This window comes from Sphaerotilus natans (assembly GCF_900156335.1).
GTDB classification, from domain to species: domain Bacteria; phylum Pseudomonadota; class Gammaproteobacteria; order Burkholderiales; family Burkholderiaceae_C; genus Sphaerotilus; species Sphaerotilus natans.
Genome location: NZ_FTMZ01000013.1, coordinates 69,615 through 90,458 on the forward strand (window position 1 = coordinate 69,615; position 20,844 = coordinate 90,458).

20 protein-coding genes are annotated in these 20,844 nt (G+C 71.9%); 6 read left to right on the forward strand and 14 right to left on the reverse strand.

The window, feature by feature from the left end:
- Positions 1–19: 19 nt before the first annotated feature.
- From BW996_RS12595 to BW996_RS12625, 7 genes are all read right to left on the reverse strand, one after another.
- Entirely contained in the window at positions 20–1,987 is a 1,968-nt protein-coding gene (locus tag BW996_RS12595; RefSeq protein ID WP_139330870.1) for a hypothetical protein, read from the reverse strand.
- Positions 1,984–4,248, reverse strand: coding sequence for a hypothetical protein (locus BW996_RS12600; RefSeq protein ID WP_139330871.1), 2,265 nt, complete (start codon positions 4,246–4,248; stop codon positions 1,984–1,986). The genes BW996_RS12595 and BW996_RS12600 overlap by 4 nt, the downstream gene beginning before the upstream one ends.
- A 121-nt stretch (positions 4,249–4,369) precedes the next feature.
- The gene (locus tag BW996_RS12605; RefSeq protein ID WP_037480233.1) at positions 4,370–4,660 is read right to left on the reverse strand and encodes a copper-binding protein; all 291 of its coding nucleotides are present in this window, start codon (positions 4,658–4,660) and stop codon (positions 4,370–4,372) included.
- A 59-nt stretch (positions 4,661–4,719) separates the two neighbouring features.
- Positions 4,720–6,090, reverse strand: coding sequence for a multicopper oxidase family protein (locus BW996_RS12610; protein ID WP_037480231.1), 1,371 nt, complete (start codon positions 6,088–6,090; stop codon positions 4,720–4,722).
- Between the two features lie 32 nt (positions 6,091–6,122).
- Positions 6,123–7,535 carry a TolC family protein gene (locus BW996_RS12615; RefSeq protein WP_037480229.1) on the reverse strand — a complete coding sequence of 471 codons (1,413 nt, stop codon included), beginning with the start codon at positions 7,533–7,535 and terminating at the stop codon, positions 6,123–6,125.
- Positions 7,532–7,840 (reverse strand): hypothetical protein, encoded by a 309-nt coding sequence (locus tag BW996_RS12620; RefSeq protein WP_037480227.1) that lies wholly within the window; start codon positions 7,838–7,840, stop codon positions 7,532–7,534. The genes BW996_RS12615 and BW996_RS12620 overlap by 4 nt, the downstream gene beginning before the upstream one ends.
- A gap of 95 nt (positions 7,841–7,935) precedes the next feature.
- Positions 7,936–8,283, reverse strand: a complete 348-nt coding sequence (locus BW996_RS12625; protein WP_037480225.1) for a hypothetical protein — start codon at positions 8,281–8,283, stop codon at positions 7,936–7,938.
- A gap of 67 nt (positions 8,284–8,350) precedes the next feature.
- Between BW996_RS12625 and argB the strand changes: the two genes are divergently transcribed.
- From argB to BW996_RS12655, 6 genes are all read left to right on the forward strand, one after another.
- A complete protein-coding gene (gene argB / locus BW996_RS12630; RefSeq protein ID WP_037480223.1) occupies positions 8,351–9,229 on the forward strand; it encodes an acetylglutamate kinase in 879 nt (292 codons plus the stop codon).
- Between the two features lie 13 nt (positions 9,230–9,242).
- Complete coding sequence (locus BW996_RS12635) at positions 9,243–9,929, forward strand: pyrimidine 5'-nucleotidase (protein WP_037480221.1); 687 nt, start codon at positions 9,243–9,245, stop codon at positions 9,927–9,929.
- Between the two features lie 229 nt (positions 9,930–10,158).
- On the forward strand, positions 10,159–10,764 hold the full coding sequence (locus BW996_RS12640; protein WP_206539507.1) for a PEP-CTERM sorting domain-containing protein: 606 nt from the start codon (positions 10,159–10,161) through the stop codon (positions 10,762–10,764).
- 232 nt (positions 10,765–10,996) lie between these two features.
- Positions 10,997–11,647, forward strand: coding sequence for a nucleoid occlusion factor SlmA (gene slmA, locus BW996_RS12645; RefSeq protein WP_037480219.1), 651 nt, complete (start codon positions 10,997–10,999; stop codon positions 11,645–11,647).
- 24 nt (positions 11,648–11,671) lie between these two features.
- Positions 11,672–12,598 (forward strand): ATP-binding protein, encoded by a 927-nt coding sequence (locus tag BW996_RS12650; RefSeq protein WP_037480217.1) that lies wholly within the window; start codon positions 11,672–11,674, stop codon positions 12,596–12,598.
- Entirely contained in the window at positions 12,591–13,079 is a 489-nt protein-coding gene (locus BW996_RS12655; RefSeq protein WP_037480215.1) for an NUDIX domain-containing protein, read from the forward strand. The genes BW996_RS12650 and BW996_RS12655 overlap by 8 nt, the downstream gene beginning before the upstream one ends.
- Before the next feature lie 40 nt (positions 13,080–13,119).
- Here BW996_RS12655 and BW996_RS12660 read toward each other — a convergent pair whose 3' ends face one another.
- From BW996_RS12660 to BW996_RS12690, 7 genes are all read right to left on the reverse strand, one after another.
- Positions 13,120–13,338, reverse strand: a complete 219-nt coding sequence (locus BW996_RS12660) for a DNA gyrase inhibitor YacG (RefSeq protein WP_037480214.1) — start codon at positions 13,336–13,338, stop codon at positions 13,120–13,122.
- Between the two features lie 204 nt (positions 13,339–13,542).
- The gene (gene zapD, locus BW996_RS12665) at positions 13,543–14,298 is read right to left on the reverse strand and encodes a cell division protein ZapD (RefSeq protein WP_037480212.1); all 756 of its coding nucleotides are present in this window, start codon (positions 14,296–14,298) and stop codon (positions 13,543–13,545) included.
- 49 nt (positions 14,299–14,347) lie between these two features.
- Positions 14,348–14,950, reverse strand: a complete 603-nt coding sequence (gene coaE / locus BW996_RS12670; RefSeq protein WP_051631768.1) for a dephospho-CoA kinase — start codon at positions 14,948–14,950, stop codon at positions 14,348–14,350.
- On the reverse strand, positions 14,947–15,819 hold the full coding sequence (locus tag BW996_RS12675) for a prepilin peptidase (RefSeq protein ID WP_051631767.1): 873 nt from the start codon (positions 15,817–15,819) through the stop codon (positions 14,947–14,949). The genes coaE and BW996_RS12675 overlap by 4 nt, the downstream gene beginning before the upstream one ends.
- Before the next feature lie 93 nt (positions 15,820–15,912).
- Positions 15,913–17,436 carry a hypothetical protein gene (locus BW996_RS12680; RefSeq protein ID WP_051631766.1) on the reverse strand — a complete coding sequence of 508 codons (1,524 nt, stop codon included), beginning with the start codon at positions 17,434–17,436 and terminating at the stop codon, positions 15,913–15,915.
- Positions 17,437–17,569: 133 nt separating this feature from the next.
- Positions 17,570–18,631 (reverse strand): glycosyltransferase family 2 protein, encoded by a 1,062-nt coding sequence (locus BW996_RS12685; RefSeq protein ID WP_037480210.1) that lies wholly within the window; start codon positions 18,629–18,631, stop codon positions 17,570–17,572.
- Positions 18,632–18,662: 31 nt separating this feature from the next.
- Positions 18,663–20,804 carry an O-linked N-acetylglucosamine transferase family protein gene (locus BW996_RS12690; protein WP_051631765.1) on the reverse strand — a complete coding sequence of 714 codons (2,142 nt, stop codon included), beginning with the start codon at positions 20,802–20,804 and terminating at the stop codon, positions 18,663–18,665.
- Between the last annotated feature and the right edge of the window lie 40 nt (positions 20,805–20,844).

Sequence of the window (20,844 nt, forward strand, 5' to 3'; positions counted from 1 at the left end):
GGGGACGGATTCAGGCGTTTCAGGCGCCCAGCAGCACCTGACGACGCGCCGCGGACAGGTCGAGCATGGCCAGCAGCTCGATCAGCCTGTCTGCCGCCGGCTGGTGCGTGTGCAGCGTCTCGCGGCGCTGTTGCAGTTCCTGGGCATAGGCGGACAGAAGGAAGGCGCGGATCTGGCGACCGCGCTCCAGATCCTCGTCGAGCGTGCGGCTGGCGGCGGCACGGCTGGCCGACAGCACTGCCAGCGCGGCATCGATCTCGCGCCGCTCGCCCTGAAGCTGATCGACGGCCAGCCGCAGGCGGACCTCGTCGGCCCGGAGCTGCACGCACTCCTGGCTCAGGTGCTGGCGGCGCAGATCGGCCTGATGTGTCCAAGCCCGGCGTGCGAAGGCGGCCGCCGCCGCGATACCCGCCTGCATCGTGTCGATCATCCGGCGACAGTCCTGCGCAAAATCGTCCGAAAGGCGTGGGAAATACGTTTCCAGCCGGTAGCCCGACAGGCGGTCGCGCAGGGGCTCCTGCGTGCGCTCGATCTCGTCGCGCAGGGCCGTGACCTGTGTCTCCAGCCGGGGCTGGACGAGCTTCCAGAAATGCTGCTGCGGGGCCGTGGCCGGATCCGGTCGCAGTCGCAGGACCTGCAGCACCAGATCCGAGGTGAATTCATCGAGCAGCCGGCACAGATGCCGGGTGTCGGTGTCCAGGGCGTCGATGGCTCGGATCGCATCGGACGCGTCGAGCCGTGCACTCATCGGTGCCAGCGTGGCCGCGACGGCCTCGGGGTCATGCCGGGCGAGCACGATCTCCCGCATCTGGCGCGCAGCGACGAGGTCACGGTGCCGGGCCTCGGCCGCATCGATGCGCGCCAGCAACTGCGTGAGCCGCTCCTGCAGTTCGGCGTTCTCCTGCTCCATGCCGGCCAGACGGGCCTGGCGGATTCGTTGTATCGAGGTCTGGGTGTCGATCGCACTGCGCAGCCGCGCGATCGGGCTGACGGCAGCCGCGATGTCGGCCAGCAGTTCCCGGCGCAGGCCGGCCACCACCGGCCCCAGGGCATGCCACAGCGGGTCGCGCTCGCCGCGCTCGCCGGCCTCTGCCCAGGACTGCCCGAACTCCAGGGGAAAGCAGCGCTCGGGCCGAGCGGCATCGGGCGAGAGGTCTGGCATGAAGGTGCGCAGCTCCTGGAGCAGCCGCTCGCGGAAGAAGCCGGCGGTCAGCGGCGTGCGGCCCTGGGTCAGATGTGCTCGAGCCGCCTCCCGCACCGACTGGGCGGTGTAGGTGTAGGTGGTCACGATGCGGAAGCGCTCGGGCATGAGTTGCCAGTCCTCGATGTCGGGCAGGCGCAGGCCCTGCGGGCGCAGGAAGGACAGGTCGTCGCCCCGCCCGACCAGCAGGATCAGGTCGGCATGCGGCAGGTGGCGCCGAGCGGTCGCGGCGACATGCTCGGCCTCGATCTCGTCGCGGGGCTGGTCGCCCGGCAGGTCGAGCAGACGCACTGGCTGCGCCTGCGTGTCCCCGGCCTCGAAGCAGTCCGACGGGATCGCCACGCTGACCGGACGGTCTGCCTGCAGATCGCGGCTGCCCATGCGCTCGCGCAGCGCGCGCAGGGCCTCGGTCATCGCCTGATCGCTCTCGATGCGCTGTTCGCCGGCCGGATGATCGATCTGGGGCAGGTGCAGCCGCCAGCAGGCATCCGGCGAGCGCCGGTATTCCATCGCCGTGGCCGTGGCCGACTGACCCTGCGCGCGCCCGCCGCGCAGCACCAGGGAGACACGCTCCAGGGCTGTGCCTCGCACGCCCATCAGGTCCAGCAGCAGCGTGGTCTTGCCGACCTGCGTGCGACCGAACACCGCGACATAGGCCTCGCCCTGCTCGTCGCCACGCGACAGGCGGGTGCGCACGTCCGCGCTCAGGGTCTCGAGGAAGGCCTGGTGGCCGCGCAGCGCCCAGTCGAGCCTCTGCCTGTGCAACCGGTTCCAGCGTGTGCTCATGCCTGGCGGTGCGGGTTGGGCGGCAGTCCGAAGGGATCGAGATCGCGGCCCGAGCGGCCCAGCGCATCGAGCATGTCGCGCTGGAAGCGGCTGGCGTCGGCCAGTGCACAGGCGAGCCGGTCATGCTCCATCAGCCGCTCATCGAGACGATAGCGCCGGCGCAGGCTCTGCTGCAGATGCCTGCGCAGCGCCTGCATCAGCTGGTCGAAATGCACCATGAAATGCACCAGATGGCGGTCCAGGATGCTGCGCAGCATCGCTTGGCTGAGCTCGCGCATCGCCTGGTCGCGCCGACGCACCTCCGTCAGCGCCGCATTGATCAGGAAGCCGATGGCGATCACTCCGGTGATGGCGGCAGCCATGCTGCCGCCGGCCGCCGCCGAGGCCACTGGCGTGACGGTCGAGCTGAGCTCGGCTGCAGTGTCGGCCAGTGTGCTGGCGCTGCTGGTCGTGCTGTCGGCGGGGTCTGCTGGATCGCCCAGACCCAGCAGAGACAGCAGCGATCCGACCGTGTCGATGCGGCCGTCCGCGGAAAAATCGATGGCCAGCATGACGGCCAGGCCCTGCAGCAGCGGCACGGCGACTTCGGAGAACTGCTGGAACTGCTCGCGCAGCGGCGCTCCCGCCTCGTGGCGGCCCATGTCCTCCAGCGGCGTCAGCGTCTCGGCATGGACACCAGCCAGCGCCGGCAGTGCGGCGGCGATGCGGGTGTATTCGAGCGCCATGGCTGGAAGCAGCCGCACGGTGCGCTCCAGCGCCTCGCTGCTGCGATCGGGGGGCGCATCGCCCGGCGCAGCCAGCAGGGCGCGCAGATTGCGCCGTGTCTGCGGATCGGTCAGTCGGGACGGCACGGGCTGGTCATCGGCATCCAGGTAGCCCAGGCGGTGCAGCGCCGTGGCGGTCTCGGGCAGGGCGGCCGTCACCGGCCGCGGGCCTGACAGCACCCGTGCCGTCAGGCTGCTGATCCGATCCACATACTGCGGCAGCACGTCGCCCGGCGCCTGCCAGGCGGCGGTGAGGGTCTCGCGCAGCCGGATATGCTGGTCGCTCACCGTGTCGCACACCCGGACGAGCTTGTTCAGCAGCCCTTCGTGGCGCTTCACCAGAATCTCGTCGAGGCGGTGGCGGGCACGCTCGCCGTGCTGTTCGAGCATGTCTTGGACGGACTGCTGGTAGAGCTCGCGCAGCTCGGCGGCCGCATCGTCGAAGAGGCCCAGGCAGTCGTCCATGACCTGCGCGGCACTGCCTCCGCCATGACCGGCCAGGCTCTGCTGGTGCAGCGCTGCGCGGCTGTGCACCAGATTGATGGCTCGCCCGAGGTCGCGGTCGATGGTCTCGCCGAGCCGGGCCAGTTGCATCCGGCGCTGCGCACCGCTGCCGGCCGAGGTGTCGCGCAGCATCGCGCTGGCGGCCGGCAGCCATTCGTCCCGGTAGGTCGGATCGTCCGCGCCGACGCACAGCACCCGCTGCATCGCCGTCTCGACCGGCTCTTCCGGAAAGAAGACCCGGGCTGCGCTGAGGCGCAGCGCATCGCGGCGCTCAGGATCGCGGGCCAGCCCCTCGGTCTTGCTCACCATCACCCAGGGGCGGCAGGCCTGAAGCTCCGGCGGCAGCAGATCGCGCTGGATCTCCTGTTGCTGCTGATTGGCCAAGCGGGTCTGGTCGGTCACCAGGATGCAGCCCGACGCCCCCATCAGCGTCAGCCGCATCGACTCCTGCCAGTCGCGGTTGTCGCGCTGGATCGCCTCGTAGCCCGGCAGCAGGATCAGGGCCTGCCGGTCGCTCTGGAAATGCCGGCGAGGTACCTTCAGGACGGGCAGCATGACTTCGGGCATCTCGCCTCGTGCGGCCCGGCAGAACTGCTGCGCGTCAGTGGCGGGCACATCGCGAAGCACCATGTGGCTGCCGTCCTCGCTCGGACACAGCTGGCGCAGCAGGCCTTGCGGCCGGGTGCAGCTGCTGTCTTCCTGGACCAGGATGGGCAACTGCTCGCCGCGGCCCTCGTTGGGTGCCAGCCAGCGTGCGTCTTCGCCCTGCAGGTCATAGAGCGCGCGCACCAGCGTGGTCTTGCCGGCGCCCTGCGAGCCACCGACCGCCAGCAGCCACTGGTTGCCGACCACTTCCGCGAGCATCAGCCGCCGCATGACCGGCAGGAGCGCTGCATCGATGCGGTCTCGGTCGTTCTGGAGGATGGCCGCAGCAGCACGCAGGTCGCGCAGCGCGCGGTTGAGGGGCTCTAACAGCAGTTCAGGATTTTCCATCGGCAGGCACATGACCGGAGCAGGACCGGGTACAGAGGTGCAAGCCTAAGGACGGTGCGCGACAGGTGGTGTCGTGCACCGTTTTTTTGTGTGACTTACATCACGCGGTACTGGATAGTTTTCAGCGCGCCGGTGCCAGCTTCGTCACCGTGTACTGCCCGCCCACCTTGTCCGCATCGAACTTCACCTTGTCGCCCACCTTCACGGCGTCGAGCATCCCGGCGTCCTGCACGCGGAAGACCATCGTCATCGGGGGCATGTCGAGGTTCTTGATCTCGCCATGCTTGAGCGTGATCTTCTGCTGCGGCTTGTCGATCTTCATGACCTCGGCGTCGGTGCTCTGGGCCTGTGCGGGTGCGGCGGCCAGCACGGCGGAGGTGGCGAGGGTGAGGGCTGCGATCCAGCGGTTCATCGTGACTTCTCCATTCGGACAGGTTGAAAACGGTTGAGGTGCCCTGTGGGATGACACGGTCAGTGATGGCCATGCCCGCTCGGCTTGCGAGCGTTCACCGCGGCCTCGCCCGAGGGCGGGATCGCCCGCACCGGCTCGGCCAGCGGCGCGCCGGTCCACTCAAAGGCGACGGTGCCCTTCGGGTGCTTGAACCAGCCGGGGTCGCGGTAGTCTCCCGGCTTCTGGTCACGGCGGACCTTCAGGATGCTGAACATGCCGCCCATCTCGACGCCGCCGAACGGGCCCTGGCCGGTCATCATCGGCGCGGTGTTGTCGGGCAGCGGCATTTCCATCTCGGCCATGTCGGCCATGCCGCGCTCGCCCATGGCCATGTAGCCGGGGATGAGCTTCGTGATCTTGCGGGCGACGTCGGTGTGGTCGACGCCGATCATCGTCGGCACGTCGTGGCCCATCGCGTTCATGGTGTGGTGGCTCTTGTGGCAATGGAAGGCCCAGTCGCCTTCCTCGCTGGCGATGAACTCTACCTGGCGCATCTGGCCGACCGCCACGTCGGTCGTCACCTCCGGCCAGCGCGCCGACTTCGGCACCGGGCCGCCGTCGGTGCCGGTGACCTCGAACTCGTGGCCGTGCAGGTGGATCGGGTGGTTCGTCATCGTCAGGTTGCCCACGCGGATGCGCACCCGGTCGTTCAGCCGCACGTTGAGCGTGTCGATGCCGGGAAAGATGCGGCTGTTCCAGGCCCAGAGGTTGAAGTCGAGCATGGTCATCACCTTGGGCGTGGCGCTGCCGGGCTCGATGTCGAAGGCGTTGAGCAGGAAGCAGAAGTCGCGATCGACATCGGCGATCAGCGGGTGCCTCGCCTTCGGGTGCGTGATCCACATCCCGTACATGCCCATGGCCATCTGCACCATCTCGTCGGCGTGCGGGTGGTACATGAAGGTGCCGGGGCGGCGCGCCTCGAACTCGTAGACGAAGGTCTTGCCCGGCGGGATGGCCGGCTGCGTCAGGCCGGCCACGCCGTCCATGCCGTTGGGCAGGCGCTGGCCGTGCCAGTGCACCGCGTGGTGCTCGGGCAGGCGGTTGGTGACGAAGATGCGCACCTGGTCGCCCTCGACCACCTCGATCGTCGGGCCGGGCGACTGGCCGTTGTAGCCCCAGAGGTTGGCGTTGAAGCCGGGCGTCATCTCGCGCACCACCGGCTCGGCGACGAGGTGGAATTCCTTGACGCCGGCGTTCATGCGCCAGGGCAGGCTCCAGCCGTTGAGCGTCACGACCGGGCGGTAGGGGCGGCCGGTGGCGGGCTGCAGCGGTGCGGCGGTGGCGGCCGAGGTCTGGATGACCGGCTCGGGCAGCGCAGCCATGGCCACGCGGCTGACCGAGGCGGCGGCGACCGCGGCCCCGGCCGAGAAGAGGGAACGTCGGGAAATCATGGTGAAAGGTCCGTGTGGGGTTCGCGGTGCGCTCAGTGGCCACCGGCCTCGGCGGCGGTGGAGGCGGCGGCCGGGCCGCTGCCGGCATCGAGCCGGGGGCGGCCGAGCAGGGCCTGCTGCAGGTCGGCGTCGGCGTGCCAGAACTCGCGCCGGGCGTCGATCGCGGCGTTGACCGCGCCGATCTGCGCGCGCGCGTCGGCCAGCAGCTCGAACACGCCGATCAGCATGCCGTTGTAGCGCAGCAGGTTTTCCTCGCTGATGCGCTGGCGCAGCGGCACGACGACCTGCTGCGCATGGCGCGCGAGGTCCCAGGCGTGGCGCCAGTTCCGCCCGGCCTCGCGGGCCTCGGAGCGCGCGTCGATGGCGATCTCGGCGGTGCGGTGCACGCTGGCGGTGTAGATCGCCTCGGCGCGTGCGGTCTTCGCGTCCCCCCAGTCGAACAGTGGCAGCTCCAGCCCCACCTCCCAGGCGCGGCTGCGGTGGCCGTCGTTCGTCTTCGAGCGCGAGAGGCCCAGGTCGATCGCGTCGACGAAGCGGGTCGTGCGCGTCAGCCCGAGGCTGCGGGCGGTCTGCGCGGTGGCGAGCTTCGCGGCCTGCACGTCCAGGCGCTGCGCCAGCGCGCGGGCCTCGATGTCGGTCAGCGCGAGGGGCTGCGCGGGCAGGTCGGGCAGCCGTGCGGGCAGCGCCAGCCGCTCGGCATCCTCGCCCCACAGGCCGAGCGCGCGCACCAGGCGCTCGCGCGCGGCGTCGCTGGCGCGCTCGCCGCGCGCCAGGTTCAGCAGCGCGTCGGCCTCGAAGGACTGCTCGCGCGCCAGCGTCAGGCGGTTGAAGTTGCCGGCCTGCGCCATGCGCCGCGCCAGCTCGGCGCCGGCCTCGGCTGCCTCGTGGACCTGGCGCAGATAGGCCAGGCTTTCCTCGGCCGCGACCGCCTCGACCCAGGCGCGGCGCACGTCGGCGATGCGACCGACGACCGCGATCGTCACCTGCGCCTGCTGGCGTGCGAGCTGCTGCTCGGCCATCGAGCGCGCCAGCGGCATCAGCAGCAGCCGGCCCAAGCCGAGGTGCAGGCCGATCTCGCGCTCGATCTCGTCGCCGCTGGTGGTGCGGCCGTAGCTCAGGCCGGGATTGGGCAGGCGCGTGGCCTGCGCGACCTCGGCCTGCGCCAGGCCCAGCTCGGCCAGCTCGGCCTGCAGGCCGCGGTGGTTCAGCAGCGCCAGCTCGACCGCGCCGTCCTGCGTCAGCGGCGCGGCCAGCAGCGCGTCGAGGCGCGCACGCGCCTCGGCCGAGGGCGCCTGGGCCTGGGGCCAGCGCGCGAGGTCGGTGCCGGTGGCCGCGCGCAGCTGCTCGCGCACCGGCGCGATCGCCGCATCCGGCGAGGTCGTGGCGCAGCCGGCCATCGCGGCGGCGGCCAGCAGCGCCAGCGCGATCCGATGCGGGCGGTTCATCGCGCGCCTCCTTCGGTGCCGGAGGCGGCGGGCTCCGGCGCGTGCGCCTGCTTCAGATAGGTGCGCCAGCCGCCGACGGCGTGCACGCGCGCGTTGGCGGCGCGCCAGTCGCCGGGGGCGGTCTCGGGCGGGGCGGACGCGGCGCGTGCGGCCAGCGTCGAGCGGTGGAGCAGAGGGCGCACGGCGGCGCCGGGGTCGGCCGGGGAGGCGGCCGGGGATGTGGCCGGGGAGGCGGCCGCAAAGGCCGGCGGCCACGCCGCGGCGAGCGCGATCAGCGCGCCGGCGGCGGACAGGATTCGGGTCATGGGGATCTCTCAGGTCGGGCGGATGCGCACATCCGGGGCCGGTACGGACGTGCCGAGGCACGGCCGCGACCAGCGACAGCGACGGGGCCGAAAGATCAGCGGCGGGGCGGGCGGAACAGCGCCGAGGGCGGGGCCTCGGGCGGGCCGGCGGGCTCGGTGGCGGCCGGCGGGGCGTGCGGCAGCGTGGGCAGCGGCCGCGCCTGGGTCGCTGCCGGCGCCAGCCCGGCATGGCAGACCTCGCACAGCGTGCAGCCGGCATGGGGGGCAGCGTCGGTCGGGGGCGGGTCGGCCGCCTCGTGGCAGGCGGGGTGGGGCGCGCTCTGGGCGTGCGTCGGCGCCAGTTCGGTCACCGCCATTTGTGCCATCGCCCAGCCGCGCAGCGGCAGCAGCGCGATCACCAGCCAGAGCAGCCAGTGCAGCCAGGGACGGGAGGGGCGGACCATGGCGGCCAGTATAGGCCGCGGCCCCTAGAATCCGGGCTTTCCGATCCTTCGTCCCGGAGCTTCCCGCATGAGCCACACGCCCGCCGACCAGGCCCAGATCCTCGCCCAGGCACTGCCCTACATCCGCAAGTTCCATGGCAAGACCATGGTCATCAAGTACGGCGGCAACGCGATGACCGATCCGGCGCTGCAGAAGGCCTTCGCCGAGGACGTGGTGCTGCTCAAGCTCGTCGGCATCAACCCGATCGTCGTGCACGGGGGCGGTCCGCAGATCGACGCGGCGCTGAGCAAGATCGGCAAGAAGGGCCAGTTCATCCAGGGCATGCGCGTGACCGACGCCGAGACGATGGACGTCGTCGAGTGGGTGCTCGGCGGCGAGGTGCAGCAGGACATCGTCGGCCTGATCAACGCCGCCGGCGGCAAGGCGGTCGGCCTGACCGGCCGCGACGGCGCGATGATCCGCGCGCGCAAGCTCAAGATGCTCGACCTCAACGATCCTTCGGTCGAGCATGACGTCGGCCAGGTCGGCGAGATCGAGTCGATCGACCCGAGCATCGTCCGTGCGCTGCAGGACGACCAGTTCATCCCGGTGGTCAGCCCGATCGGCTTCGGCCCCGACAACGAGAGCTACAACATCAACGCCGACCTGGTGGCGTCCAAGCTGGCCGAGATCCTCAAGGCCGAGAAGCTGATGATGCTGACCAACATCCGCGGCGTGCTCGACAAGCAGGGCGAGCTGCTGACCGAGCTGACCTCGCGCCGCATCGACGAGCTGGTCGAGGACGGCACCATCTCCGGCGGCATGCTGCCGAAGATCGCCGGCGCGATCGACGCGGCCAAGTGCGGCGTCAACGCGGTGCACATCATCGACGGCCGCGTGCCGCATGTGCTGCTGCTGGAGATCCTGACCGAGCAGGCCTTCGGCACGATGATCCGCTCGCACTGAGCGGCCCCGCCCGATGAAGCGCGCCCCGGTCTGGCTCTTCGACCTCGACGACACGCTGCACGACGCCAGCCACGCGGCCTTCGGGCCGATCGCCGAGGCGATGACCGCCTACATCGAGCGCGAGCTGGCGCTGAATCGCCCCGAGGCCGAGGCGCTGCGCCGCCATTACTGGGACCGCTACGGCGCCACGCTGCTGGGGCTGATGCGCCACCACGGCGTGCGCGCCGCGCATTTCCTGCACGACACGCACCAATTGCCGGGCCTGGAGCACCGGCTGCGCGCCAGCGCGCACGACCTGGCGGCGCTGGCGCGCCTGCCGGGCCGGCGCTTCATCCTGACCAACGCGCCGCGCGCCTATGCCGAGCGGGTGCTGGCCGCGCTCGGGATGACGCGCCTGTTCCACGGCGTCATCCCGATCGAGCACATGACGATGTTCGGCGAGCTGCGCCCCAAGCCGGACGCGCGCATGCTGCGCCACATCGCTGCGCTGCTGAAGGTGCCGCCCGCGCGCTGCATCCTGGTCGAGGACACGCTGGCGCACCAGAAGTCGGCGCGCCGGGTGGGCATGAAGACGGTGTGGATGCAGCGCTGGATGCGCGACGGGATCCATGGGCCGGAAGCGGGGCTGGCGCGGGCGCGGCGGCCGGTGTATGTATGTGCCCGGGTGCGCACCCTGCAAGCGATAGCCCGTTGGCGCTGAAACCTGCAGCATGGCGGTCGGTCGATTCGGGCGTCTACCTTGAACGCAGTGGCGCTGACTCCATACCAGGTGTGGCTTTTCATGCTTGATCAATGTCAATGCCCACGGATTTGCGGGATTTCGCAATCCAAGCCCCCCCGGCAAACTCCGCGCACCCTCACTCGGGTGCTGTCCGCGGGGTCCTGGCGGGGCTGTTCTGCCCGCTCTGGCGCCCCAGAAACCCCATTGCTTGTTGGAGCTTGAATTGATTAAAATGAAAAAATCGCTGGCGGCTGCCGCTGTGCTGCTGTCGGCCCATGCCGCCTCCCATGCCGCATTTGTCATCAACGTGAACGAAGTTGGTGCGGATGTGGTTGCTACCGGGCAGGGCTCGTTCCTGACGGACGACCTGACGGCCGGCTCCACGGCCTTGTCCAGCAAGGTCGCTTCCTACGCGAGGTTCGGGCTGCTCACGTTCGCGGGCGCCATGCAGCCCACCACAGACTACGCCGGCTTGCAGGGTCCGGCCAGTTTCGGCACCGGGGGCTTCGTCTTTGGAGACACTTTCTCCGGTTCCCCGGTGCTCCTGCGCGCGTATGCCAATCAGATCGATCTGCCGACGGACTATGTGTCCGGCTCGGCGCTGTCCTTCACCGGTACCTGGCTGAACGACAGCTTCAGCACCCTGGGTATGACGCCGGGCACCTACACTTGGACCTGGGGCACTGGCGCCATGGCGGATTCGCTGACGCTGAACATCAATGCGCCGGTGCCGGAGCCTGAAAGCTATGCGCTCATGCTTGCTGGCCTGGGTGCGCTGGGTGCGGTGCGCCGGCGCCAGCGTCGGGCACGGTAATCCTGTCGCCGCAGCAGCGTCACTCCCACGGAGGGGCAGACGGGCGTGCAGGCTGGCGTCAGCGATTTTCACTGGCGCTGCATGGTCTGAGGTGGGCCGCAGACGCAGCGGCCTGTGGGCAGGGTGTGCCAGAATCCGCAGCCTTCAGGCGCTGGCCCGCTCCGCCTGGTGAAGGAGGACGGGAACCGGCGCTCTGTCGACCTGTTTCAGCGCGCCCGCCGCCCCGTTCCCGATGCCCGATACCTCCGACGCCCCGGCCGCTTCCGCGCCCGACAACGAGACGGCTGCCGCCGAGCCGGCGCGTCGTCGCCCCAAGCCCGGCGAGCGCCGCCTGCAGATCCTGCGCACGCTGGCGCAGATGCTCGAGCGCCCCGGTGCCGAGCGCATCACCACCTCCGCGCTGGCCGCGCAGCTCGAGCTCAGCGAGGCGGCGCTGTACCGGCATTTCCGCAGCAAGGCGCAGATGTTCGAGGCGCTGATCGAGTTCATCGAGAGCAGCATCTTCGGGCTGGTCAACCAGATCTGCGAGCGCGAGGACGATCCCCGCGTGCAGGCCGCGCACAGCGTCATCGTGCTGCTGCAGTTCGCCGAGCGCAATCCCGGCATGACCCGGGTGATGGCGGGCGACGCGCTGGTGCTCGAGGACCCGCGGCTGACGCAGCGCATGAACCAGTTCTTCGACCGCATCGAGTCGCAGCTGCGCCAGCTGATGCGCCGCGCCGCCGACGCGCGCGGCTCGGCCGAGCCGACCGTCGAGGCGGCGGCGCAGGCCGCGGCGCTGACCTGCTTCTGCATCGGGCGGCTGCAGCGCTTCGCCCGCACCGATTTCCGCCGCAGCCCGGTCGAGCAGATCGACCTGGCGCTGCAGATGATGATCCACTGATCCGCCTGGAACCGGCCCCGAACGATGAGCGACTTCTCCACCCTGATCGCCCGCGCCGAGGCGCTGCTGGCCCGGCTCGAGGCGGTGCTGCCGCAGCCGCCGGCCGCGCCCGACTGGTCGGCCTCGATCGCCTTCCGCTACCGCCGCCGCGGCACGGGCGGCGGCGTGCTCGAGCCGGTGCGCCATGTCGCGCCGCTGCGCCTGGCCGACCTGAAGGAGGTCGACGGCCAGAAGGAGCGCCTGGTGCGCAACACCGCGCAGTTCGTCGCCGGCCGCCCGGCCAACAACGTGCTGCTGACCGGCGCGCGCGGCACGGGCAAGAGCTCGCTGATCAAGGCCTGCCTGAACGAGTTCGCCGACCGCGGCCTGCGCCTGATCGAGGTCGACAAAGACGACCTGACCGATCTGCCCGACCTGGTGGCGCTGGTGGGCGAGCGGCCCGAGCGCTTCATCATCTACTGCGACGACCTCAGCTTCGACGAGGGCGAATCGGGCTACAAGGCGCTGAAGTCCATCCTGGACGGCACCATCGCGCAGGCCTCCGACAATGTGCTGATCTGCGCCACCAGCAACCGCCGCCACCTGCTGCCCGAGCAGATGAAGGACAACCTGGGCGCGCGCCACGACGACAACGGCGAGCTGCATCCCGGCGAGGCGATCGAGGAGAAGATCTCGCTGTCGGAGCGCTTCGGGCTGTGGATCAGCTTCTATCCCTTCAGCCAGCGCGAGTACCTGGCCATCGTCGGCCAGTGGCTGCGCCATTTCGGCGTCGACGAGGCCACGATCGAGGCGGCGCGCCAGCCCGCGCTGGTCTGGGCGCTGGAGCGCGGCTCGCGCTCGGGCCGGGTCGCCTGGCAGTTCGCGCGCGACTTCGCCGGCCGGGCCGAGGCGCCGGCCGCCGCGCCCGCCTCGATCCAGGGCGACGGCCCGGAAGGGCTGGACCATGTCTGAGCCGATCGCCGTCGACGGCGCAGAGAGCCTGCCCGAGCGGGTGCCGGTCGAGGTCGCGGTGGGCGTGCTGGTCGAGCGCGACGCCGATGGCCGCGAGGGCCGCTTCCTGCTGACCTCGCGCCCCGCGGGCAAGGTCTACGCCGGCTTCTGGGAGTTTCCCGGCGGCAAGCTGGAGGCTGGCGAGACGGTCGAGCAGGCGCTGCGCCGCGAGCTGATCGAGGAGATCGGCATCACCATCGGCGCGGTCCACCCGTGGCGCGAGCTGGTGATGGACTACCCGCACGCGCGGGTGCGGCTGAACTTCTGCAAGGTCTTCGACTGGACCGGCGAGTTCGAGATGCGCGAGGCGCAGGCCATGGCCTGGCAGACGCTGCCGGTCGAGGTGGCGCCGGTGCTGCCGGGCACGATCCCGGTGCTGCGCTGGTTCGCCGAGGAGCGCGGCCACGCCGGGCCGACGCACCGCGAGACGCCGGCCGGCTGAGCGTCGTTCAGCGGGTGCGAGCCGCACCCGCTGCCGTCCTTCATGCGCCGGCGTCGAAGTCGTCGGGCGGCTCGACCGCGCCGACGCGGTAGCCGCCGCTGGCCCAGGCGCCCAGGTCATGCTCGCGGCAGCGCAGGCTGCAGAACGGCCGGTACGGGTTCAGGTCCTTCGCGAAGGGCGCGAGCGTGCCGCAGGCCGGGCAGGGCACCTGGCGCGGCGAGGCCGGCGCAGCGAGGTCGGAGGAAGAGGTCGTCGTCATCGCCCGCGAGTCTAGTGCCCCGCCCGAGCGCCTGTCCCCGTCATCCTCGTGAAGGCCTGTCCCCGTCATCCTCGCGAAGGCGAGGACCCACGTTCGCCGCTTCCCGTTCACCGCAGGATCGACCTGTTCCTGCGTGGGTGCCCGCCTTCGCGGGCATGACGGGAGGGGGTGCGGTCCGTGATTCAGGCGCAACTCAGGTGCAGCTCAGGCGCACAGCGTCAGCGGCAGCTGCACGCTGTCGTTCATCGGGCGCAGCCGGCCCTCGGCGTCGGCACGGCTCAGCCGGATGGCCAGCAGCACCCGGTTGCCGCTGATCTCGGGCACCAGCTGCGAGGCCGGGTCCACCTCCAGGCGCACCAGCTGCAGCGCGCGGCTGCCGTTCAGGTTGAGCTGGAACAGGCTGTTGCGAAAGCCCGCCATCTGCTGGACACCCGATTCGCGCAGCAGGCCCAGATTGACCTCGAGCGCCTCGGCCAGCGGGTCGAGCACCCCGACCCAGCGCAGCAGATCGTTGCGGCGCTTGGGCGCCGGCTCCTGCTGCCAGGCGAAATAGCCGGGCAGGTCGAACTCGCAGGTGCCGCCGGGAATGTGGATGCGGCTGCGCACCGCCATCAGCCATTCGTTGCCGGCCAGGGCCTGCTCGGGCCGGCCGGGCGTGGCCGCGAGCCGACGGTGTGCGCCGACGATGCGGTCGACCGCCAGGTCCAGCGCCGCCTCCGAGATCGACGGAATGCCGCGGTAGCTCTCGAAGACCTTGTTCTGCCGGTCCAGCTCGCGCAGCAGGTCGGCCTTGAAGTCGGTGCGCGAGGTCACGTCCATGATCTCGAACAGCGTCGCCAGCGCGTAGTGGTGGTCGGTCGCGGTCTCGCGCGGCACCAGCAGGGCCAGCCGGGTGAAGAGCCGCTCGAGCCGAAGCATCGTGCGGATGCTCTCGTTGAAGGGGTATTCGTAGTGGGTCAAGGCCTTGTTCTCCCCGATCCGGCCAGTCGGACGATCGGTTTCGATTGTTTCACAGCCAGCTTTTCCAGACATGGTCCACCGCACGGGCGAGCGGGTCGAGGTCCGTTCCCTCGTTGAGGATCACCGCATCGGCCACTGCACGGCGCTGTTCGCGCGTGGCCTGCTGCGCGATGACGCGCTCGACCGCCTCGGGCGTCCAGCCGTTGCGCGCGACCACCCGGGCGATCTGGGTGGCCGGCGTGCAGTCGACGACCAAGATGCGGTCGACCCGCTCGCGCCAGCGCCGGCCCGCCTCGACCAGCAGCGGCACGTCGAAGACCACCGGCGCGCCGGGGGGCGCGGCCGCCGCCTCGGCCTCGGTGTCCTCGGCGATCAGCGGGTGCAGGATGGCCTCGAGCCGCTGGCGCTCGGCCGGGTCGGCGAAGACCCGCTCGCGCATGCGGGCACGGTCCATCGCGCCATTGGCGCCGATGAACTCCGGCCCGAAGGCGGCGGCAATGGCGGCGATCGCCCGGCCGCCCGGTGCGGTCAGCCGGTGCGCGATCGCGTCGGTGTCGACGATGTGCGCGCCTCGCGCGCGCAGCAGGCCGGCGACGGTGCTCTTGCCGCTGCCGATGCCGCCGGTCAGGCCGATGCGCAGCGCGCGGCTCATGCCCAGCCCATCCAGCCCAGCACCCGATCGCTGCCGGCGAGCATCACCACCAGCGCACCGCCAGCCAGGAAGGGGCCGAAGGGCACATAGCGGCCCTCGCGCAGCGTCGCGGCCAGCTTCATGCCGATGCCGACGATCGCGCCGATCACCGAGGCGCCCAGCACGATCGGCAGCAGCATCGCCGGGCCCAGCCAGGCGCCCAGCGCGGCCAGCAGCTTGAAGTCGCCCGCGCCCATGCCGTCCTTGCCGGTCACCAGACGGAACAGCTGCGAGATGCTCCACAGGCTCATGTAGCCGCCGATGGCGCCCCACAGCGCCTGCTCGGGCGACAGCGGCAGCCAGCCCAGCAGCGCGCCGAGCAGGCCGGCCCAGGCCAGCGGCTGCGTCATGCTGTCGGGCAGCAGCGTGGTGTCCCAGTCGATCAGCGAGGCCGCCAGCAGCACGGCCGCGAAGCCGCACCACAGCAGCGTCTGGGGCGTGGCGCCGAAGCGCAGGCCGATGGCAGCGAACAGCAGCGCGCAGCCCAGCTCGACCAGCGGATAGCGCGGCGAGATCGGCGTGCGGCAGGCCGAGCAGCGCCCGCCCAGGCGCAGCCAGCCCAGCAGCGGGATGTTCTCGTGCCAGCGCAGCACATGGCCGCATTTCGGGCAGCGCGAGCGCGGACGCGCCAGACCGAGCGGGCGGCCGTCGTCGCCCGGCGCCGGCGGCACTGCATCCAGGCCGAGCATGTCGGCGCTGTCCTGGCGCCACTGGCGCTCCATCATGACCGGCAGCCGGTGCACGACCACGTTCAGGAAGCTGCCGATGCACAGGCCGAACAGCGCCAGCGCTGCCGGGGACAGCAGCCATTCCAGGGTTTGGGGATTCATCGGAAAACAGCAGCGCCCCGGTGCGTGAGCCCGGGGCGGCAGGGCAATTCAAGGAACGCCCATTCTGCGACATTCATGCGGCAATCCCGCGGCTCAGGCCGCGTCGAGCACCTCGGCGAGCTCGCGGTCGATGCCGGGGCCTTCTGCCGCGCCGACCAGCGCCTGCAGCGGCACCGAGGTGCCTGCCGGCAGCAGCTGCTCCTGCGGGGGCACCGCGTCCTCGGGCAGGTGGCAGTCGCTGGTCATGCGCCGCGCCAGCGTGCGCTCGCGCGGGGTGGTGGCGATCTTGCGCAGGCGCAGCAGGCCCGGGGCCTCGCTGCCCTCGTCGGCGAGGATCTCGAGGCGGTGCTCGAACCAGCCCAGCTGCCAGAAGCGGTCGGCGCAGGCGCTCCAGATGTCGGCGCGTGCGCCGGCGTCATGCTCGATCAGCAGCAGGCCGTCCTCGCGCAGCAGGTTCAGGCAGTTGCTCAGCAGCACCGGCAGGTCGGCGCCGCGGGTGAGCGCCGCCGGCAGCAGGATCTCGTCGATCTGCCCGGCCTCCAGCCGCAGCGGTCCGCACAGCGGCGAGACGGTCGACAGCGGCAGGGTCAGCGGCTGCGTCGGGTCGAGCACCAGATCGGGCTCGCTGCGGGCGCAGGCCGCGAGGTTGAGCCAGCCGCTGCGGTAGCCGGTGCCGGCACCCAGATGCAGCCGGGTCGGCTGCCAGGGCTTCGGGTCGCGCCGGTGCAGATGCGTCAGTCCGACCGCGCAGGCGTGGACCAGGATGTCGGCCATCGCCTGCGCCGGGTCGAGCTGCTCGAAGTGCGCATGCTGCTGGCGGGTGCGCTCGACCCAGGCAGGCGTGCCGAACTCGCGCGAGAAGAACGGGCCCAGCGTGGCTTCGTCGACCCAGCTGACCGCCTGCTCGATGTAGCCGGGTACCCGGGTCGCGGCGGTGCGCTGCAGCACGACCGGCGTGCCCAGGCTCAGGCAGTGCGCCAGCAGCACCGGATCGACATGGCCGCTGCCCTGCGCGTCGCACAGCAGCACCGCACGCGCCTGGCGCACGAAGGCATCGCGCTCGGCGCCGTACAGCGGCTGGTCCAGCACGCTGACCGGCACGCCGCAGGCCTCGATCCGGGCGATGAAGTCCTGCGCGGCGGCGCTGAACTCGCCCAGATGCAGCAGCTCGATCGGACGGCCGTCAATCGGCAGCGGCACGCCTTCGGCGTCCTCGGCCAGGTAGGGCGCATGCACGAAGGGCACCAGCGGCACGCGGTCGGGCTGGGCGGCGTAGACCGGCAGATTGGTCGGGTCGCCGTCGACGACCGCCGAGCGCGACAGCAGCGCGACATAGTCCACCAGGTCCGCAGGCAGCGTGTCCTGGCCGTCGGCGCCGAACTGCAGCAGGTTGACGAGCACGCAGGGATGGCGCTCGAGCTGACGTTCGTCGAAGCCCAGATGCGCGCCGAAGACGAAGTTGACCGCGTCATGGCGCAGCCGGTTCTTCGACAGGCTGACGCGCGCGCCCAGGCGTCGGAAGTGGTAGCGGAAATAGCGTGCCGGGTCGAGCAGCCCGAGCGCCTGCTCGTGGCCGGCGGGCTGGACGATGCAGAGATGGATGTCCGGCAGGGTCATGATCGGTCGGGCGCGGGCGAGCCGGCAGGAAGTTTCATTTCCCGGCCAGTCTAGGCAAGGCCGCGGTCTCGCGTCGGCCTGATCAGCCCGGTCAAGACCGCGCAAATCGGGGGCCGCTGGCGGATGGGGCGGCTCAGCCCGGCTGGGCCGCCGGGGCCAGCTCGGCCCGCAGCGAGCGCAGCAGCTCGAGGTTGTGCCGGGCCAGCTCGCCGCCGCGGCCATGCACCGCGCCGTCGAGCTCCGGGCGCTCGCCGATCTCCAGGCAGCGCGTCCAGGCGCCCTCGATCATCGGCAGCAGCTCGCCGGCGCGGCGCGGCTCGCGGGCGGCCCAGTCGAGCATCAGATCGCCGAGCGCGAAGAAGAAGTCGGGCGAATCGGACCACAGCGCCATCTGCGCCGAGGCCAGCTCGATGCCTTCGGCATGGCGGCCGGCGCATTTCAGCGCATGCAGCCGGCGCACGCTGAGGTCGTGCGTCCAGCCCGGGGCCTCCGGGCCGCAGGGCTGCAGCGTCTCGGCGCGCGCGAAGCAGTCGAGCGCGGCGGCCGCGCGACCGTGCACGTCATGGTCCTTGCCGAGCTGGTACCAGAGGTAGGCGTCGTCGGGCCGGTCGGCGATCTCGCGCTGCAGCAGCCGGGCGTTGCGGTCGGCCTTGCGTGCCAGCGCCTCGGGCCGGTAGCCGCTGTGGCCGATCGTCACCGGCAGCCGGCGCACCGGCAAGGCGTGCTGCGGCTGCTCGTGGACCCGGCCGCGGTAGCGCACCGTGCCGGGCAGCAGCCGGCTGATCCAGCTCGAGGCGACGGCCTCGCCGCCGGGCTCGCCGCCCTCGAGCGCGTGGAGGCTGTCGACGCGCAGCGCGCCGACGAAGTCGGGCTTGCAGGTGCGCAGCGCCGCCAGCACCTGCGTGCCCTCGCTCAGCCATTCGTCGCCGTCGAGCACCAGATGCCAGTCGGCGCCGGCCAGATCGAGCGCGGCGTTGCGCGCGGCACTGAAGTCGTCGCACCAGGCGAAGTCAGCCACCCGGGCGCCGGCAGCGCGGGCGATCTCGCGGGTGCGGTCGCTCGAGCCGGTGTCGAGCACCACCATGCGGTCGACATGGCGGCGCACGCTGTCGAGCGTGCGCTTCAGGCCGGCGGCCTCGTTGCGGACGATCATCACCAGGGCGATGCGGTAGAGGCGGGCGGGTTTCGGTCGCATGGTTCTCTGAATGAAGGATCGGGGGAAAGATTCAGGGGGCGGGCAGCGCGGCCAGCGGCACCGGCGGCAGGCCGGCGTCGAGGCGGTCGACCATGCGGCGCACCAGCGCGGCGAAGTCGCGCGCCAGTCCGGCGGGGTCGTGCAGCGGATCGGCCTGCAGGCGCTGGCGCAGCTGATCGCGCAGCGCCGCACGCCGGGCGGCATCGCGGCCCAGGCGCACCGCCTCGATGTGCAGCCGCTCCGGCCCGTCGCAGACCAGCTCGGGCAGGCCGACGGCCTGCAGCAGCGCGGCGGCCCGACGCGATCCGGGGCTGCGTCCGCGCCGGCTCAGCACCAGCACGCCCTGCTGCAGCGCCTCGAGGCAGCGGCGCTCGCTGCTGTCGGGAAAGGTGTCGAGCATCAGATCGGCCAGCGGCAGCCGGGCAGCATGGCGATCACGCTCCAGCTCGGCGGCGAAGACCAGCCGGCGCGGGTCGATGCCCAGGCCGGCAGCCGCTTCCTGAAGCCGGGCGCGCACCGTGGGGGTGGCGCCACGCAGCCACAGCACCGCGCCCTCCGTGTCGGCCAGCACGCGGCACCAGGCGGCGAACTGCTCGGGCAGGATCGCGCCGGGTCGGGCGAAGCAGGCGTAGACCATCGCCGTCTCGGGCAGGCCGCAGTCGGCGCGGGTCGGCGGATCGAACGGCGGCTCCGGCGCGGCGGCGGGCGCCTCGGACGGGCGATGGCGCGCGGGCATCTGGGCGATGGCCTCGACCGTGTCGGCGGCCAGCTCGATGGGCGTGCGCTCGCGGTCGCCGACCAGGTAGTCGATGAAGGGCGCGCCGGTGCTGCCGGCGCCGTCGGCCCAGGCGATCTGCAGGGCGGCCGGGTGACGTGCCAGCGTGGCCAGTCGCCGGGTGTCGGCCCGCGCATCGAGCACCGCCAGCAGGTCGATCGCGTCGGCGCTGATCGTCAGCGCCAGGGCTTCTTCGTCGCTGTCGTGGCAGTCGTGCCAGCGGCTGCTGCGCTCGCGCAGCGGCTGCAGCGGCGTGTCGGTGCCGGTGCTGGTGTCCGCCGCGTCGGGCAGGTCGGCGTAGACGGTCAGATCGAACTGCGCCGGGTCGAGCGCCATCAGCATCTCGACGATCGGCCAGGGCGAGGGCGCGCCGGCGGGCACCGCGCCCAGCAGCAGGCCCAGGCGCAGTCGGCTGCCGGGCGCCCGGGCGGCGCGGCGCCGTGCCGGGCTGCGTTCGACGCGCCGTCCCAGGCGCGCCTGCACCGCCTGTTCGGCGGCCTGGCGCAGTCGCGCTGGATCGTCGGTGAAGGCGGCGAGCAGCGCCGGATCGGGGGCCGTCCGGATTTCCGGCCGTGTCTGCGCAGCGGCGGGCGCAGGCGTGGGTGCGGGCTGAAGCGTCTGCTCGAGCCGGATCAGGTCCTGCGCCAGTGCTGGCCAGTCGGCCTCGGTGGCGGCGGCGCTGGCCGCCTGCAGTGCGGCGCCGCTGTCGCGTGGATGTTCGGCCAGCCGGGTGCGGTGGCACCAGGCGGCCTCGGCGATCTCGCCCTGCAGGGTCAGGGCCTGCCCGAGCTGCTGCAGCGCCGCATGGCGGGTCGGCGCATCGATGCCGGTCCTGGTCAGTGCGGCCGAGGCTTCGCGCGCCGCTTCCTGGGGGCGCTGCAGCTGCTGCCAGGCCGCCGCCCGCGCCAGATGCCAGGATGCGGTGCGGGGCTGAGGCGCCGGGTCGAGGTGATCGAGCAGGTCGAGCGCCTCGCCCGGCCGGCCCGCCTCGGTGAGCTGGCGCGCCAGGCTCAGACCGGCGCCTGCACCGGCATCGCGTGTCGGCGCCAGTGGCTCGGGGCGGGCCGTGATGCGGCTGCGAGGCTGGGCCGCCAGCTCGCCGAGCAGCTGCGCCAGATGCGGAGGGCGATCGGCTGCCGCCGATGCTGCCCGGCCCGGTCGCGGCCGCTCGTAGATCAGGATCGTCGGATCCGGCCTGCTGCGCAGCAGCGCAGCAGCGCGGTCGAGCGGGGAGGGCGAAGACGGGGGAGGCGAGGGAGGCGGGGCGGATGCGGCCGGCGGGGTGAGGCGCTGCGGCGACTCCGGGCGTCGGGTGGCCGGCTCGGCGGGCAGGCGCGAGGCCAGGGCGTCGAGCAGGGCCTGCTGCGGCAGCGTGCGGCGCGGCAGCGGTTCCGGCAAGGATCCCGGCAGCGCGCCCGACCGATGACGTTCGTCCGGA